Annotated in this window: 17 protein-coding genes; 16 read left to right on the forward strand and 1 reads right to left on the reverse strand. The window is 38.6% G+C overall.

Annotated elements, in window-relative coordinates:
- The first annotated feature begins 9 nt into the window (after window positions 1-9).
- The 7 genes from recG to rnc all read left to right on the forward strand — a co-directional run bounded on the left by recG (window position 10) and on the right by rnc (window position 6407).
- On the forward strand, window positions 10-2043 hold the full coding sequence (gene recG / locus ACFSBH_RS08295; protein ID WP_379597021.1) for an ATP-dependent DNA helicase RecG: 2034 nt from the start codon (window positions 10-12) through the stop codon (window positions 2041-2043).
- Window positions 2044-2140: 97 nt separating this feature from the next.
- Window positions 2141-2716, forward strand: coding sequence for a transcription factor FapR (gene fapR / locus ACFSBH_RS08300; protein ID WP_251510850.1), 576 nt, complete (start codon window positions 2141-2143; stop codon window positions 2714-2716).
- A complete protein-coding gene (gene plsX / locus ACFSBH_RS08305) occupies window positions 2717-3712 on the forward strand; it encodes a phosphate acyltransferase PlsX (protein WP_251510849.1) in 996 nt (331 codons plus the stop codon).
- A 5-nt stretch (window positions 3713-3717) separates the two neighbouring features.
- Window positions 3718-4656 (forward strand): ACP S-malonyltransferase, encoded by a 939-nt coding sequence (gene fabD, locus ACFSBH_RS08310; RefSeq protein WP_251510848.1) that lies wholly within the window; start codon window positions 3718-3720, stop codon window positions 4654-4656.
- Entirely contained in the window at window positions 4657-5397 is a 741-nt protein-coding gene (gene fabG / locus ACFSBH_RS08315; protein WP_251510847.1) for a 3-oxoacyl-[acyl-carrier-protein] reductase, read from the forward strand.
- A gap of 31 nt (window positions 5398-5428) precedes the next feature.
- The gene (gene acpP / locus ACFSBH_RS08320) at window positions 5429-5662 is read left to right on the forward strand and encodes an acyl carrier protein (RefSeq protein ID WP_251510846.1); all 234 of its coding nucleotides are present in this window, start codon (window positions 5429-5431) and stop codon (window positions 5660-5662) included.
- A 55-nt stretch (window positions 5663-5717) separates the two neighbouring features.
- Window positions 5718-6407, forward strand: coding sequence for a ribonuclease III (gene rnc, locus ACFSBH_RS08325; RefSeq protein WP_379597025.1), 690 nt, complete (start codon window positions 5718-5720; stop codon window positions 6405-6407).
- A gap of 29 nt (window positions 6408-6436) precedes the next feature.
- On the opposite strand, the gene ACFSBH_RS08330 is transcribed toward rnc, so the two are convergent.
- Entirely contained in the window at window positions 6437-6661 is a 225-nt protein-coding gene (locus tag ACFSBH_RS08330; RefSeq protein ID WP_379597027.1) for a DUF1128 domain-containing protein, read from the reverse strand.
- A gap of 362 nt (window positions 6662-7023) precedes the next feature.
- On the opposite strand from ACFSBH_RS08330, the gene smc reads away from it, so the two are divergent.
- The 9 genes from smc (at window position 7024) to trmD (ending at window position 15739) form a co-directional block, all read left to right on the forward strand.
- A complete protein-coding gene (gene smc, locus ACFSBH_RS08335; RefSeq protein ID WP_379597029.1) occupies window positions 7024-10590 on the forward strand; it encodes a chromosome segregation protein SMC in 3567 nt (1188 codons plus the stop codon).
- Between the two features lie 13 nt (window positions 10591-10603).
- Entirely contained in the window at window positions 10604-11599 is a 996-nt protein-coding gene (gene ftsY, locus ACFSBH_RS08340; RefSeq protein WP_379597031.1) for a signal recognition particle-docking protein FtsY, read from the forward strand.
- Between the two features lie 81 nt (window positions 11600-11680).
- Window positions 11681-11998: a putative DNA-binding protein gene (locus ACFSBH_RS08345; RefSeq protein ID WP_251510827.1), complete on the forward strand. Its 318-nt coding sequence runs from the start codon at window positions 11681-11683 to the stop codon at window positions 11996-11998.
- A 13-nt stretch (window positions 11999-12011) separates the two neighbouring features.
- A complete protein-coding gene (gene ffh, locus ACFSBH_RS08350) occupies window positions 12012-13364 on the forward strand; it encodes a signal recognition particle protein (RefSeq protein WP_251510825.1) in 1353 nt (450 codons plus the stop codon).
- 98 nt (window positions 13365-13462) lie between these two features.
- Window positions 13463-13738 (forward strand): 30S ribosomal protein S16, encoded by a 276-nt coding sequence (gene rpsP, locus ACFSBH_RS08355; protein ID WP_251510823.1) that lies wholly within the window; start codon window positions 13463-13465, stop codon window positions 13736-13738.
- Window positions 13739-13747: 9 nt separating this feature from the next.
- On the forward strand, window positions 13748-13975 hold the full coding sequence (locus ACFSBH_RS08360; RefSeq protein ID WP_379597034.1) for a KH domain-containing protein: 228 nt from the start codon (window positions 13748-13750) through the stop codon (window positions 13973-13975).
- A 111-nt stretch (window positions 13976-14086) separates the two neighbouring features.
- Complete coding sequence (locus ACFSBH_RS08365; RefSeq protein WP_285853514.1) at window positions 14087-14479, forward strand: YlqD family protein; 393 nt, start codon at window positions 14087-14089, stop codon at window positions 14477-14479.
- 13 nt (window positions 14480-14492) lie between these two features.
- Window positions 14493-15005 carry a ribosome maturation factor RimM gene (rimM, locus tag ACFSBH_RS08370; RefSeq protein WP_251510817.1) on the forward strand — a complete coding sequence of 171 codons (513 nt, stop codon included), beginning with the start codon at window positions 14493-14495 and terminating at the stop codon, window positions 15003-15005.
- Window positions 15005-15739: a tRNA (guanosine(37)-N1)-methyltransferase TrmD gene (trmD, locus tag ACFSBH_RS08375; protein ID WP_251510815.1), complete on the forward strand. Its 735-nt coding sequence runs from the start codon at window positions 15005-15007 to the stop codon at window positions 15737-15739. Before rimM ends, trmD begins: the two co-directional genes overlap by 1 nt.
- Window positions 15740-15946: the final 207 nt, after the last annotated feature.

A 15946-nucleotide genomic window follows, 5' to 3' on the forward strand; every position in this document is an offset into this window, starting at 1 on the left:
AGTGATTTTGTGCTTAATCAACCCGTATTACAAGTCAAAGGTATTGGAGAAAAATTCGCTGAAGACTTAGCCAATATGCGTATCTTCACGATTGAAGATTTACTTCATTATTTACCGTATAAATATAATGTGCTGGAAATCTTACCACTGAGCGAACTTATTCATGATGATAAAGTAACCATTATGGGAAGGGTTTTATACGAGCCTTCCCTTACTTTTTATGGACGTAAAAAGTCCCGATTAGTATTGACGGTAGAAGTGGAAAATGTTGCGATTAAGGCGGTGATGTTTAATCGTTCGTTCGCCAAGAAACAATTAAAGCCAGGTGATATAGTGACGCTCACTGGGAAGTGGGATGCACATCGTCTGCAGATTACGGTAAGTAACTATCGAAAAGGTGCTCAAGAGGAGAGTACTGATATCCAACCAATTTATTCCGTAAAAGGTGATGTGACATCTTATAAATTAAAAAAAGTTATTTCTCAGGCATTCAAAGATTATGGAGACGAAATAACCGAGATTCTACCATCATCTTATTTGAAGTCGTATAAACTTCCGACGAGAAAGGACACTCTTCGGATGTTGCATTTTCCACAAAACAACCTCGAATTGAAGCATTCCCGCAGAAGGTATATTTATGAAGAACTACTACTTTTTCAATTGAAAATGCAATTACTACGGAAAAAACATCGAGAAGCGACGGATGGAAATACCCAAAACTATGATGAAGATAAACTTGAACAGTTCATTCAACGTTTTCCGTTTCAATTAACGAATGCACAAAAATCATCATTAGAACAAATTTTGAGGGATATGCGTTCTCCATACCGTATGAACCGTTTACTTCAAGGTGATGTAGGTTCAGGAAAAACAGCAGTTGCTGCCGTTTCGTTATACGCTTCTGTTACAGCTGGAAAACAGGGTGCATTAATGGTTCCAACAGAAATTCTTGCCGAACAGCATTATCAATCATTGAAGGAATTATTTGGAGATTTGGCGAGCGTTCATTTGCTTACAGGATCAACAAAGACAAAAGAGAGAAGGACTATTCTTGAAGGCCTTGAAAATGGTGAGGTAGACATCATCATCGGCACACATGCCTTAATACAAGATGATGTAAAATTTAATGATTTGGGTCTTGTGATTGTTGATGAACAACATAGATTTGGAGTGGAACAGAGACGCACACTTAGGGATAAAGGCCTCCAACCCGATGTCCTGTTTATGACCGCAACGCCTATACCAAGAACCCTTGCGATTACGGCATTTGGTGATATGGACGTTTCAGCCATCAATGAGATGCCAGCTGGGAGAAAAGCAGTGGAGACGCTTTGGGTTAAAGAGAATATGTTTGAGCGAATTCTCAAGTTTATTGAAAAACATGTAAATAATGGCGAGCAAGCATATCTCATTAGCCCACTTATTGAGGAATCGGATAAATTGGATATCCAAAATGCCGTAGATTTATATCATACTCTATTAGAGTTTTTCCCGCCGGAAATCAAAGTTGGTTTAATGCACGGTCGGCTTCCGTCCGATGAAAAAGAATCGGTTATGAAAGAATTCGCAGAAAATAATATTCAAGTTTTAGTATCTACGACTGTTGTCGAAGTAGGTGTTAATGTTCCAAATGCTACAATTATGGTCATCTATGATGCAGAAAGGTTTGGGCTGTCTCAGCTTCATCAACTTCGTGGAAGAGTAGGTAGAGGTGATAAGCAGAGTTACTGTATTTTAATAGCCGAACCTAAAAATGAAGTTGGAAAAGAACGAATGAGTATTATGACTGAAACCAATAACGGTTTTGAATTGGCGGAAAGAGATTTGCAACTTAGAGGTCCAGGGGATTTCTTTGGCAGAAAACAAAGTGGAGTTCCCGAGTTCAAATTGGCAGACATGGTTCATGATTATCGAGCTTTGGAGACAGCGAGACAAGATGCTGAACATATCGTGCAAAATGGTCTGCTTTACAATGATCCTTCTTATGAGAATCTACGTAAACTTCTAGAAAAAGATCCAAGTCTTCAGACAAAAATGGATTAATTCTATTTGAGAATTGCTTGCATAATTATTTTTCGTATTATATATTACTATTAGTACCAAGTCATAAAATGATGTTATATGGTGGACGGTGCATACATTGAAAATAACAAAAGCAGAGAGGCAACAACTATTAAAGGGAAAGATAGAGGAAATTCCTTTTGTAACAGATGAACAATTAGCTAAAGAATTCGGAGTGAGTATCCAAACAATCCGTTTAGATAGGATGGAACTAGGAATACCTGAAATGCGTGAGCGGATAAAATCTGTTGCAAAGGACCAATGGAACGAGACGTTACGGACTTTACAAATCGATGAAGTAATTGGTGAAATCATAGATTTAGAGCTTGATCAACGAGCCATATCTATCCTGGATATTACTGGAGATCTTGTTTTTTCAAGAAATAAAATTGCCAGAGGGCATCATTTGTTTGCACAGGCAAATTCACTTGCTGTTGCTGTAATAAATGATGAACTGGCTTTAACGGCAAAGTCTGAAATCACTTTTACCCGTCAGGTAAAAGAAGGTGAACGGGTTATCGCCAAGGCAATAGTTGCTGGTAAAAATGATAAAGGGCTTACTGTTGTTGAAGTGGAAAGTTTTGTAGATAAAGAAATTGTATTTACTGGGACATTCCAGATGTACCAATCCAATGAAGAGATAGGTGACAACTAAATGAAACTAGCAATAGATGCAATGGGTGGCGACCATGCCCCTAAGGAAATTGTATTAGGGGCGATGGAAGCCATTTCGCAATTTGATGACTTAACAATCACCTTAGTGGGTGACGAATCGAAAATTAGACAGCATTTAACAAACCCAAAAAATATTTCTATTATACATACAGAAGAAGTAATTACAGGAGAAGATGAACCTGTACGAGCAGTACGTCGCAAAAAAAATGCATCCCTCGTCCTAATGGCAAAAGAAGTTAAAGAGGGTAGGGCTGATGCTTGTATCTCAGCAGGGAATACAGGTGCTTTAATGAGTGCGGGATTGTTTATTGTTGGCCGAATACCAGGCATTGCCCGCCCGGCCTTAAGTCCAACACTGCCGACGATCAACGAGAAAGGCTTTTTATTTTTAGATGTTGGTGCCAATGTAGAGGCAAAACCGAGTCATCTTTTACAATACGGCATCATGGGTTCTGTCTATTCGGAAAAGGTTAGAGGCATTCCTAATCCTCGCGTGGCCCTGCTAAACGTAGGTACTGAAGATTCGAAAGGAAACGACCTGACAAAAAATGCCTTTGAATTACTTAAAAATGCACCAATTAATTTTGTAGGAAATGTGGAAGCAAGGGACTTGTTTGATCATGTTGCTGATGTTGTTGTAACAGATGGTTATAGCGGAAATGTTGCACTTAAAACAATCGAGGGAACTGCCCAAACGGTATTCTCGTTACTGAAAGAAACATTTTCCTCGTCATTGAAAACAAAATTGGCTGCTGGTCTTGTAATGAATGATTTGCGTGCTTTGAAAAATCGCCTTGATTATTCCGAGTATGGTGGAGCCGGATTATTTGGCTTAGCTGCTCCAGTTATTAAAGCTCATGGTTCGTCTAAAGCAAAAGCGATCGTCAGTGCGATTCGTCAGGCGAAGCATATGGTGGATCATGATGTAACTGAAACAATCCGCAAAACAGTTGAAACTATGAATATTGAGGAGTGAACGTCGTGAAACGTGTTGCATTTATGTTCCCTGGTCAAGGCTCTCAAGCAGTCGGGATGGGAAAGGAATTTTATGATGCTTATCCGCAGGTTCAGGAGCTATTTCATCAAGCAAATGATTATTTAAATAAAGATATAAAAGAAATTATGTTTTCTGGTCCAGAGGAAACGTTGACAGAAACTGAAAATGCACAACCTGCACTATTACTTACAAGTGCGGCTATCCAACAAGTGTTGATATCTGAAGGCATTCAACCTGTTATGACTGTTGGTCATAGTTTAGGTGAATATAGTGCATTAGTTGCTGCAGGATCCATTTCAGTTGATGATGCTTTGCCTCTTGTCGCAACTCGTGGGCGTTTAATGGAACAAGCTTTTCCAAAAGGGCAGGGAACGATGGCGGCTGTCCTTGGTCTCAAAGAAGCAGAAATTACTGAAGTGCTAGAAGGCATCACAGATGAAGTTGTCGACCTTGCCAACTTGAATTGCCCAGGACAAATTGTCATCTCCGGGTCACAAGCAGGAGTGGAGATAGCATCGGAACAGTTGAAACAAAAAGGTGCAAAGCGGGTTATCCCTTTAAATGTCAGTGGCCCGTTCCATTCAAGACTGATGAAAGCTGCTAATAAGGAATTTGCAAATTATTTGGATAGAATAACGATTAACAATGCCAGTATTCCTGTTTACGCAAATGTTTCGGCTTCTCCTGTAACAGAAAAGGAGCAAATTAAAGAATTGCTCATTAAGCAACTTTATTCTCCAGTTCGCTTTGAAGAATCCATTCGTGCGATGATGGAAGAAGAAGTTGATGCATTCGTAGAAGTCGGCAATGGGAAAGTCCTCTCCGGTCTATTAAGAAAAATTGATAGGAAGACAAAAACCTTTGCCGTGCAAGATATAAAATCATTACAAGAATTTGTCGCGTGGTTTAAGGGAGATGAGTAAATGTTAAAAGGAAAAAATGTCCTGGTCACCGGTGCTTCAAGAGGTATTGGTAGAACAATTGCTATTGAGTTTGCGAAACAGGGAGCAAACGTAGCGGTTAACTATGCAGGAAGTGAGGCGAAAGCTAAGGAAGTAGTGGAGGAGCTTATCAGTTATGACGTTAAAGCATTCCCTATTCAAGCTGATGTCTCTGATGAAAATAGTGTAAAAGCAATGGTGAAAGAAGTTATTGGTCAATTTGGAAGTTTAGATATCCTTGTGAATAATGCTGGAGTTACGAGAGATAATTTATTAATGCGTATGAAAGAAGACGAATTTGACGAAGTGATCAATACGAATTTAAAAGGTGTGTTCCTATGCACTAAAGCTGTAACAAGACAAATGATGAAGCAACGTGCTGGTCGAATTATTAATGTTGCTTCAATTGTCGGTGTGAGTGGAAATCCAGGACAAGCCAACTATGTTGCTGCAAAAGCAGGGGTAATTGGATTGACAAAGACAACTGCGAAAGAGCTTGCAACAAGAAATATTTTAGTCAATGCTGTTGCACCAGGTTTCATTTCTACGGATATGACCGATGCACTTACAGATGAACAAAAAGAAGCAATGCTTGCCATGATTCCACTTGAAAGATTTGGCGCGCCTGAAGATGTGGCAAAAGTTGTCCGCTTTTTGGCTTCAGACGATGCAAGCTATATTACTGGCCAAACGATACATATCGACGGTGGAATGGTAATGTAGATTATTATCCTTTTGAAGGGAGGTGAACGGTGTGGCAGATGTTTTTGACCGTGTTAAAGCAATCATTGTCGATCGTCTAGATGTAGATGAGGAAAAAGTAACATTAGAAGCATCTTTTAAAGATGACTTGGAAGCTGATTCTCTTGACGTTGTTGAGCTTGTAATGGAGCTTGAGGACGAATTCGATATGGAAATTGCTGATGAAGAAGCTGAAAAGATTAATACAGTTGGTGATGCTGTAAATTATATCAACAGTGTTAAATAATAAGGGAAGTCTCGCTTGATGCGAGACTTTCAACTATTTATACGAGGTGAGCTGTATGGACATAAGTGAATTAGAAAAACAGCTGAACATAGAATTTAAGCAGAAAGAATTACTCGTCCAGGCTTTTACCCATTCATCTTATGTGAATGAGCATCGTCAGGAACAATTTGAAGACAATGAGAGGCTAGAGTTTCTTGGAGATGCGGTTCTAGAATTAGGAGTCTCACAATACCTATTCAATACGTATAAGCAGTTACCTGAGGGAGAATTGACAAAATTACGGGCAGCCATTGTTTGTGAACCGTCTTTAATGAACTTTGCCCAGGAATTAGACTTCGGCAAGTTTCTTTTACTTGGAAAAGGTGAGGCGCAAACTGGCGGAAGAGAACGTCCTGCTATCTTGGCAGACGTATTCGAATCTTTCTTAGGAGCTCTTTATCTTGATCAAGGGTATGAAAAGGTGATTCAATTTCTAGAGAAGCATGTCTTCCCGAAAATCAACACTGGCGCTTTTTCGCATGGGATGGATTATAAAAGTCAACTGCAAGAAATTATCCAACAAGATAAAAATCAAAAGGTGACCTATAAAGTAATCGAAGAGAAGGGTCCTTCGCATGACAAGGAATTCCTGGTTCGTGTTTATATTAATGATGATGCTGCAGGAGAAGGGGTTGGCCGTTCCAAAAAAGAAGCGGAACAACATGCGGCAAAAATCGCTTTAGGTAAGATTAATGTATCAAATTAAAAAAACAGTGGGGCTATACCCCACTGAATTTATTTCTTGCGGATTGCCGCTAATTCATCAACGAATGCTTGTGTCTCTGACGCACTTAATCTTCCTTTGTCTACAACTACTTGATAAAGAAATTTCAAATCTTTATATTTACTTAAATCATAGTCTTCGACATCAAATAGCCCACGATTAGCAACATTCATACGATCTGCCAGTTCATTCAGCATCAATGCCAGATTTGCTTTGTTTGCATCCTCTAAATTCATGTAAACTCTCCCCTAACTCATTTATTTATAAGCCTGTAAGAAATGAAAATATACCTCTAAATATATCAATATAACGAGCTACATGCAAGACAACCTGAAAATATTGGCCAGACTTCTTTTGGCTGTTAGATTATGATAAAATGAATAGGTTGAAAACCCTGTATGCACAATCGTTTAATGCAGGTTGATCTAGCAAATCAATTTTAACCGAAACATCATTCAACGGGAATTCCATTCAAAATGTTTTTTAACTCCCGTTGTAAGAAAGCCCAAGTGGTTTTGGATCGTCCGTTTTTTATTATTTATTCTTGTAAACATCTGTTTTTATGGACGGTTGCACTTTGGTATATAGGAGAATGTGTATGTATTTGAAAAAATTAGACAGTGTCGGCTTTAAATCATTTGCCGAACGTATTTCTATTGAATTCGTTCCAGGAGTAACTGCAGTTGTAGGACCCAATGGAAGTGGCAAAAGTAATATTACAGATGCGATCCGTTGGGTACTCGGTGAACAATCTGCTAAATCTTTACGTGGCTCCAAAATGGAGGATATTATTTTTCAGGGTAGTGATACACGTAAAGCATTGAATGTTGCTGAAGTTACCTTGGTCTTGGATAACCAAGACAAATCACTGCCGCTTGATTATGAAGAGGTTAGTGTAACTAGAAGAGTATATCGTTCAGGAGAAAGTGAGTTTTATATTAATAAACAATCTTGTCGTTTAAAGGATATCATTGATTTATTTATGGACTCCGGTCTAGGTAGAGAAGCTTTCTCCATCATCAGCCAAGGTAAAGTGGAAGAAATTTTGAGTTCAAAAGCCGAAGAACGGCGTACAATCTTTGAAGAAGCGGCTGGTGTCCTTAAATATAAGCAAAGAAAGAAAAAATCTGAATATAAGTTAGCTGAAACCCAAGAGAACCTCAACCGTGTAGAGGATATCCTGTACGAATTGGAATCACAGCTTGGTCCTTTGGAAAGACAAAAAAATATTGCTAATCAGTATTTAGAGTTGAAGGAGCAATTGAAGGAAAAAGAAATCTCACTGCTCATTGCTGAAATTGAAACGTTGCATATTAAATGGGAACGGATAAAACAAGAGATTGAAAAAGAAAGACAAAAGCAAATTGCCCTTTCCACGAGTATCCAAAAGCGGGAAGCGTGGATTGAAGAGCAAAAACAAGCAAATTTAAAACTTGATCAACAAATTGAGGAAATGCAAGGAAAGCTACTTAAATCAACCGAACAGCTTGAAAAATTAGAAGGAAAGAAGCAGCTGTTCTCGGAGCGTTCTAAGCATTTTGGGGAGAATAAACAAAAGTTAATTGAAGAGAAAAAACAGACTGAAATCCAGCTGGCTAATCATGAAAATGAATTGGCCGAAGAAAAAGAGAAACTGGAACAGCTTAAACATGAAAAGGAAAAAACGAAAGCTAGTATTAAAGAATTGGAGACGAAGCTTCAACGAAATGAAGAGGCGATAGCCGATCAGATTGAGGATTTAAAATCGGAATACATTGAGCAGTTAAATGTTCAAGCAGCATCACGTAATGAGAAGCAATCCATTGAAAAACAGCTTGAACAGCTCTACTCTAAGAATACGAGACAGTCTGAAAGGTTTCAAGCGTCATTAGAAGAACGTAAGAAACTAGAAGAAGAAAAACAAAAATTGCAAGAAAGACTTTCCTCGCATAAAGAAATCTGTTCAAACAGTGAGCAACATATAAAACAATTGAAATCCGATATTGAAAGAGATCGAAAACAGTTTCAAGAAATGCAGACCAAGTTATATCAAGGATATCAATATATTGAGAAGTTAAAATCAAGAAAAGAAATGCTCGAGGAAATGAAAGAAGACTTCCAAGGATTCTTCCATGGTGTAAAAGCTATTTTGAAAGCGCGGGAAAATGGCAGTTTACAGCAGATTGCTGGAGCAGTCATTGAATTGATTGATGTTCCAAAACAGTTTATACCCGCTATAGAAGTTGTACTAGGTGGGCAAGCGCAACACATTGTTGTCCAGGATGAGAGTACAGCGCGGACTGCTATTTCCTGGTTAAAGAAAACGAATAATGGAAGAGCAACTTTTCTACCGCTAAACACAATCCAAGAGCGTTTTATCCCTGATCATCTTATTGAACGGATAAAAAGTCATCACGGATTTGTAGGAGTAGCTGCTGACTTAGTATCAACAGAAACGGAGTATCAACGAGCTGTCAATCATTTGATGGGACATGTATTAATTACCGAAACACTAAAGGATGCCAATGAAATTGCCGCCATAACGGGCAGGAAATACCGTATTGTTACACTTGAAGGTGATGTCGTTGCCCCAGGTGGAGCTATGACCGGTGGAGCCAATAGAAAAACAAACCAATCATTGTTTACAAGAGAAAAAGAATTGGAAGAAATCCGTGAAAAATTAACGAATTATGAAGAACGAGCAAATACATTTGCGGAGAAAGTAAAAGAACAACAATCAATTATGGATGATAGAGAGAATCAACTCGAAATGTCGGAGATAAAATTTGCAAAAGAACAACAAGACCTTCAGGAGTTGCAAACATCCTTCCATGAGATTGAACTGAACTTAAAATCATTAAATGACAGCCTTTCAATCTATGATCAAGAGGAAAAATTATATCAAGAAGATACAAACTATCTGAAACAAAGAAAAGCTGAACTTGATGACCAACTCACTGCACTTCAAGAGAAGCTTAATGAGATTGAGCAACACATACAAAAGCTGACGGAAGAAGAAGCCGCTGTGAAAGAAAATAAAGCGTTATTGCAAGAGAAATATCATGAACAGAAACTAATCTTTGCTAAACAAGAAGAGCGTTATCGTAATCAGTATGACAGGGTTAAAAGCCTCGAGGAGCTCGTACAAACAACAAAAAACTTGTTGGCTGAAGAAGCTCAAAAGCTAATGGATTTGGATGAATTTGCTGCTAATATAGAATCCGAAGAAACAATTGATAAATCAATAGCGGAAGAAAAAACAAAGAAAACCGAATACACACAAGTAATTCAGGAATTGCGTAATGAACGAAGCAGGATAACCCATGAAATTAGTGATGAAGAAATGGAACTGAAGGAAGAAAATAAACGCAGCCAGATCCTACTTGCTGAGATCCAAGATAAAGAAGTACAAATGACCCGTTTAGATGTAGGATTAGAAAATCGTCTAAACCATCTTCAGACCGAGTATACAATCACGTATGAAAGAGCAAGGAAAGAGTATGAAAAAACTGATGATGTGGACAAATCACAACAAGAAGTACAGGAATTAAAACGTAAAATCACTGATTTAGGCACGGTCAACCTCGGATCCATCGATGAATATGACCGGATCCACGAAAGGTATACGTTTTTATGTGAGCAACAACAAGATTTGCTTAATGCAAAGAACACACTGTTCAATGTAATCAGTGAACTGGATAAAGAGATGATTGAGCGCTTTGAAACAACCTTTGAAGCGATTAAAAAAGAGTTTACAATTGTATTTAAAGAACTTTTTGGTGGAGGTAAGGCTGAGCTGAAGCTTACTGATCCAAGCCATTTGTTAGAAACCGGAGTAGAAATTATTGCACAACCGCCTGGTAAGAAATTGCAGCATTTAGGTCTTCTCTCAGGTGGTGAACGGGCTTTGACAGCGATAGCGTTATTGTTCGCCATTTTAAGGGTGCGTCCTGTTCCGTTTTGTATCCTTGATGAGGTCGAAGCTGCGCTGGATGAAGCGAATGTCAGCCGGTTTGCTAAATATGTAAAACTTTATAGCAAACATACGCAGTTTATTGTAATTACCCACCGAAAAGGGACGATGGAAGAGGCTGATGTATTATATGGGGTTACGATGCAAGAATCGGGCGTCAGCCGTTTGGTATCTGTAAAATTAGAGGAAACTGCTACATTAATTGAATCATAAGGAGGCTAGGAAAATGAGTTTTTTTGAAAAAATTAAGCAACGTTTTAAACAAGATGAAAAGACAGAACAAGTCCAAGAAACATATAAAGAAGGTATGAAAAAGACCCGGGGAGCATTTTCAGGGAGAATCAATGATTTAATTGCAAGGTATCGAAAAGTGGATGAGGACTTTTTCGAGGAGCTGGAAGAAGTTCTAATTTCAGCCGACGTCGGTGTCACCACTGTGATGGATTTAGTGGATGAATTGAAACTGGAAGTCAAACGCCGGAATATAAAGGACTCTGAAGAAGTAAAGGAAGTCATTTCTGAAAAACTTGTTGAGATTTATTACGGCGATGATAGCGGTGAAGTTGAGAAGTTAAATATCCAAGAAAATGCAATGACGGTTATTCTCGTTGTAGGAGTTAATGGTGTAGGTAAAACAACTTCCATCGGTAAACTTGCTCATCGATTTAAGCAGGAAGGGAAGAAAGTCATGCTTGCTGCTGGAGACACATTCAGAGCTGGTGCGATCGAGCAATTGGAAGAATGGGGTAAGCGTGCTGACGTTGAAGTGATTAAACAAAGTGCTGGAAGTGATCCAGCTGCAGTTATCTATGATGGAATCCGGGCTGCCAAATCTCGTGAAGCGGATGTATTGCTTTGTGATACTGCAGGAAGATTGCAAAATAAAGTGAACTTGATGAAAGAACTGGAAAAGATTAAACGGGTAATTGAAAGAGAAGTTCCCGGGGCGCCACATGAGGTGCTGCTTGTGTTGGATGCTACTACTGGACAAAACGCTCTTAATCAAGCGAAAACTTTTTCGCAAGCTACAGATGTCTCCGGAATCGTATTAACAAAGCTTGACGGTACAGCAAAAGGTGGAATTGTACTTGCGATTCGAAAAGACCTGGATATTCCAGTGAAATTTGTAGGGTTAGGAGAAAAGATGGAAGATCTTCAAGAATTCGATGCTTCCCTTTTCGTTTATGGCCTTTTTGCTGACATGTTGGAAGAAGAAGCTTAATATAAACCTTTCTTGACATAGAAGCAACTGATTCGTTATGATGTTTTGTAAAGAGATTTCACTTAACAAGGGGCGTTTTCATTGCTGGAAAAGACAATGCGCATTAACTTTTTATTTGATTTTTATCAGGATCTCTTAACCGAAAAACAACAGAAATACATGAAAATGTATTATTTGGAGGATCTTTCACTTAGTGAGATATCTGAGGAGTTTTCCGTTTCACGTCAGGCTGTCTATGACAATATTAAACGTACTGAATCTATGCTTGAATCCTATGAGGATAAGTTGAATCTATACGAGAAATTTACAAGACGCCAAGAGATTATTGAAGAATTGGAAAAAAATGCTCCGAACAAAGAAATAAAGCAATTGCTAAATAAACTAAAAGAATTAGATTAGGAGGTTACCTTCTATGGCATTTGAAGGGTTAGCCGAACGCCTGCAAAGTACGATAAAAAAAATTACTGGGAAGGGAAAAGTCTCGGAACAAGATATTAAAGAAATGTCCCGTGAAATTAGACTTGCTCTTCTAGAAGCTGATGTTAACTTTAAAGTAGTAAAAGACTTGATCAACCGTATTAAAGAACGAGCGGTAGGTCAGGAAGTAATGGAAAGTCTTACTCCTGGACAACAAGTTATTAAAATTGTCCGTGATGAATTAACCGAACTAATGGGTGGGGAAAACAGCAAGATTGCTGTAGCAGACCGTCCACCTACTGTAATCATGATGGTTGGATTGCAAGGGGCAGGTAAAACAACGACAACTGGGAAACTAGCAAATTTACTGAGAAAAAAGCATAATCGCAAACCATTGCTTGTTGCCTGTGACGTATATCGTCCTGCTGCGATCCAGCAATTGGAAACATTAGGTACACAATTGAATATGCCTGTGTTTTCCCTAGGTACAGAAGCAAATCCTGTTGATATTGCAAAACAAGCGATGGATAAAGCGAAAGAAGAACATCATGACTATGTCATCATTGATACTGCTGGTCGCTTACATGTCGATTCTGACTTAATGAATGAATTAGCGGAAATAAAAGCAGCTGTTTCCCCGGACGAAATTTTCCTTGTTGTGGATGCGATGACGGGTCAAGATGCAGTAAACGTAGCAGAAAGCTTCAATGAACAACTCGATATCACTGGTGTAGTACTGACGAAGCTTGATGGGGATACGCGCGGTGGAGCGGCACTATCCATTAAAGCGGTAACGGATAAACCTATAAAATTTGCTGGTATGGGTGAGAAACTCGATCAGCTAGAAGCCTTCCACCCTGAACGGATGGCCTCCCGGATTCTTGGTATGGGTGATGTACTATCGTTAATAGAAAAGGCACAAACTAACGTAGATGAACAACAAGCCAAAGCTTTAGAAGAAAAAATGCGTTCGATGTCATTTACTTTTGATGACTTTCTTGAACAAATGGCCCAAGTCAAACAGATGGGTCCACTTGATGAGCTGCTTGATATGCTTCCGGGTGCTGGAAAGATGAAAGGCTTGAAAAATGTACAAGTAGATGAAAAACAATTAGGTCAAGTTGAAGCAATTGTAAAATCTATGACAAAACAAGAGCGCCAAGAACCAAGTATCATTAACGCAAGCAGGAAGAAGCGGATTGCAAAGGGATCAGGTACGACTGTATCCCAAGTAAATAGATTGCTGAAGCAGTTCGAAGACATGAAGAAAATGATGAAACAAATGACGAATATGCAAAAAGGCAAGGGTAAAAAAGGTAGAGGTGGCTTTAAACTGCCGTTTATGTAAAATGTTTTTTCTTTGTAATGTAAAAACACTTTACAGACCTATTATTTTCTGTTAGAATTTAAACTTGTGAATAACTATTAATTGGAGGTGCAATTTACATGGCTGTTAAAATTCGTTTAAAACGTATGGGTTCTAAAAGAAATCCATTTTATCGTATCGTTGTAGCAGATTCTCGTTCTCCACGTGACGGACGTCAAATCGAACAAATCGGAACATATAACCCGGTATCTAACCCGGTTGAAGTGAAGATTGATGAAGAAAAAGCTCTTAAATGGTTAGCTGATGGTGCTAAACCAAGTGATACAGTACGTAATCTATTTTCAACTGAAGGCATCATGAAGAAATTCCACGAACAGAAAAATCAAGCAAAGTAGTGTGATACCATGAAAGCCCTAATTGAAACTATTGTCACTTCTCTTGTCGATAATCCAGAGGATATCGTAGTTACAGAAAGAGAAGAGGAAACAAAAGTTGTTTACCATCTTCAAGTTCATGAAGAAGATGTTGGCAAAGTTATCGGCAAAAATGGACGTATTGCAAAAGCGATCCGAACCGTTGTATACGCAGCGAAAACGGATGAGAACAAGCGAATCTACTTAGATATTATGTAAAAGGGAAAGGAGCCAATGGTTCTTCTTTCCCTTTTTATACATTCTCACCGAATCACCTGAAGATAATGGGAGCTCAAGAATACAACTATTGATACTCGAGAGTGGGGGAACATGGTGAAAATTATTAAAAAAGTTGAAATTAAGCAGGTAATTACCGAACAAAGTAAAGCCAAAATAAAATCCAATTTTTTTGAACAAAAAATGCGACTTGAACAAGAGTGTCAACAACTCCTATTTGAAAAGCGAAAAATGCTGAATAAAAAAGGTGTGCCGAAGCAGGAGATAGAGTTGAGGTTCCAAAAGGAAATCAGTAAACGTAAGGATGAAATTGAACTGATTACATTTAAAGAGGAACAGCTAGAAATATTGGAAGACGGAAGTGAAATTGTCGAGGGGGAAGTTGAATCTCTTGTTGAAGTAAGTATTGGTGCAAATTGGGAACAATTAATGAAGAGACAAGCGATTGTGATTAAAGATGACATCGTTGTGCGAATAGACGAATAGGTAGGTGGAAGTAATGGCGAATAAAATGTTTAATATCGGTAAAATTGTAAATACCCATGGGATTCGTGGAGAAGTGAAAGTAAAAAGAATTACAGACTTTGAAGAACGGTTTGCAAGCGGTGAAACAGTTTATATTAAGGATGAAAATCATACAGTACCCTTGATTATTGAAAGTCATCGAATACATAAAGGTTTTGACCTTTTAAAGTTCAAGAACCTGAACAACATCAATGATGTCGAAAAATATAAGGGACTCTACTTGCAAATTCATGAAGAACAACAATTAGAGTTACCAGAGGATGAATTCTATTACCATGAGATTATTGGATGTGAAGTATTCGATCTCAATGGTGAAAAGTTAGGCGATATTAAAGAAATACTAGCTCCCGGTGCGAATGATGTATGGGTGTTGAGCCGTCATGGAAAAAAAGATGCTTATATCCCTTATATAGAGCCTGTTGTAAAAAAAGTTGACATTGAAAATAAGAAAATTTTTATTGAACTGATGGAAGGACTGCTGGATTAATGCATATAGATATTTTAACGTTATTTCCCGAAATGATGGAAGGGGTATTTCAATCGTCCATATTAAAAAAAGCTCAAGAAAAAGATAAATTTTCATATAATCTAGTGAATTTCAGAGATTATACAGAAAATAAACATAGAAAAGTTGATGATTATCCCTATGGCGGAGGAGCCGGGATGGTTCTCACTCCCCAGCCTGTATTTGATGCTGTAGATGCCCTGCTTGAAGAGAAAGATACGAAGCCGCGGATTGTTCTACTTTGCCCTCAAGGGGAACAGTATACACAAAAAAAGGCTGAGGAATTGGCAAAAGAGGATCATCTCATTTTTATTTGTGGACATTATGAAGGTTATGATGAACGTATTCGCTTAGGATTAGCAACGGATGAAATTTCGATTGGGGATTATGTATTGACTGGTGGCGAGCTGGGAGCAATGGTGATTGTTGACAGTGTTGTCCGTTTGTTGCCTGATGTATTAGGAAATGAAGAGTCCGCGGTAGAAGATTCGTTTTCAACCGGTCTACTGGAACATCCTCATTATACAAGACCAGCAACTTATCGCAATATGAGCGTGCCTGATGTTCTGCTCTCTGGAGACCATGCTAAAATTGCCAAATGGAGAAAAACACAATCCCTAAAACGCACACTTGAACGCAGACCCGATCTCCTAGAAACCTATCCACTCACAGAAGAAGAAAAACAAATCATACAAGAACTAAAACGAATAGAATAAAAAACATTTCCATCTGAAGTCCGCAGTCCAAATACCTCTCGCTTTCGGCGAGCGGTTGGGGGAGCCTCCGTGGGCATAAATGCCCTGTGGGGTCTCCCCCCTAGGCCTTTCCTTCCGCAGGAGTTACGAGGTATTTGGACTGCTCCCTGCTATACATTTATTAGTTCAGTGGATTATGGGTATTGTATTTAGCGACAATTATTTCAT

It is taken from the genome of Oceanobacillus luteolus (assembly GCF_042678205.1).
Classification (GTDB): domain Bacteria; phylum Bacillota; class Bacilli; order Bacillales; family Amphibacillaceae; genus Oceanobacillus; species Oceanobacillus luteolus.

Excerpts from the sequence above, each read along its gene's own strand:
- plsX (WP_251510849.1), top strand. The coding sequence starts at position 2,717 with ATGAAACTAGCAATAGATGCAATGGGTGGCGACCATGCCCCTAAGGAA.
- fabG (WP_251510847.1), top strand. The coding sequence starts at position 4,657 with ATGTTAAAAGGAAAAAATGTCCTGGTCACCGGTGCTTCAAGAGGTATT.
- rnc (WP_379597025.1), top strand. The coding sequence starts at position 5,718 with ATGGACATAAGTGAATTAGAAAAACAGCTGAACATAGAATTTAAGCAG.
- ACFSBH_RS08330 (WP_379597027.1), bottom strand. The coding sequence starts at position 6,661 with ATGAATTTAGAGGATGCAAACAAAGCAAATCTGGCATTGATGCTGAAT.
- smc (WP_379597029.1), top strand. The coding sequence starts at position 7,024 with ATGTATTTGAAAAAATTAGACAGTGTCGGCTTTAAATCATTTGCCGAA.
- ftsY (WP_379597031.1), top strand. The coding sequence starts at position 10,604 with ATGAGTTTTTTTGAAAAAATTAAGCAACGTTTTAAACAAGATGAAAAG.
- ffh (WP_251510825.1), top strand. The coding sequence starts at position 12,012 with ATGGCATTTGAAGGGTTAGCCGAACGCCTGCAAAGTACGATAAAAAAA.
- rpsP (WP_251510823.1), top strand. The coding sequence starts at position 13,463 with ATGGCTGTTAAAATTCGTTTAAAACGTATGGGTTCTAAAAGAAATCCA.
- ACFSBH_RS08360 (WP_379597034.1), top strand. The coding sequence starts at position 13,748 with ATGAAAGCCCTAATTGAAACTATTGTCACTTCTCTTGTCGATAATCCA.
- ACFSBH_RS08365 (WP_285853514.1), top strand. The coding sequence starts at position 14,087 with ATGGTGAAAATTATTAAAAAAGTTGAAATTAAGCAGGTAATTACCGAA.
- rimM (WP_251510817.1), top strand. The coding sequence starts at position 14,493 with ATGGCGAATAAAATGTTTAATATCGGTAAAATTGTAAATACCCATGGG.
- trmD (WP_251510815.1), top strand. The coding sequence starts at position 15,005 with ATGCATATAGATATTTTAACGTTATTTCCCGAAATGATGGAAGGGGTA.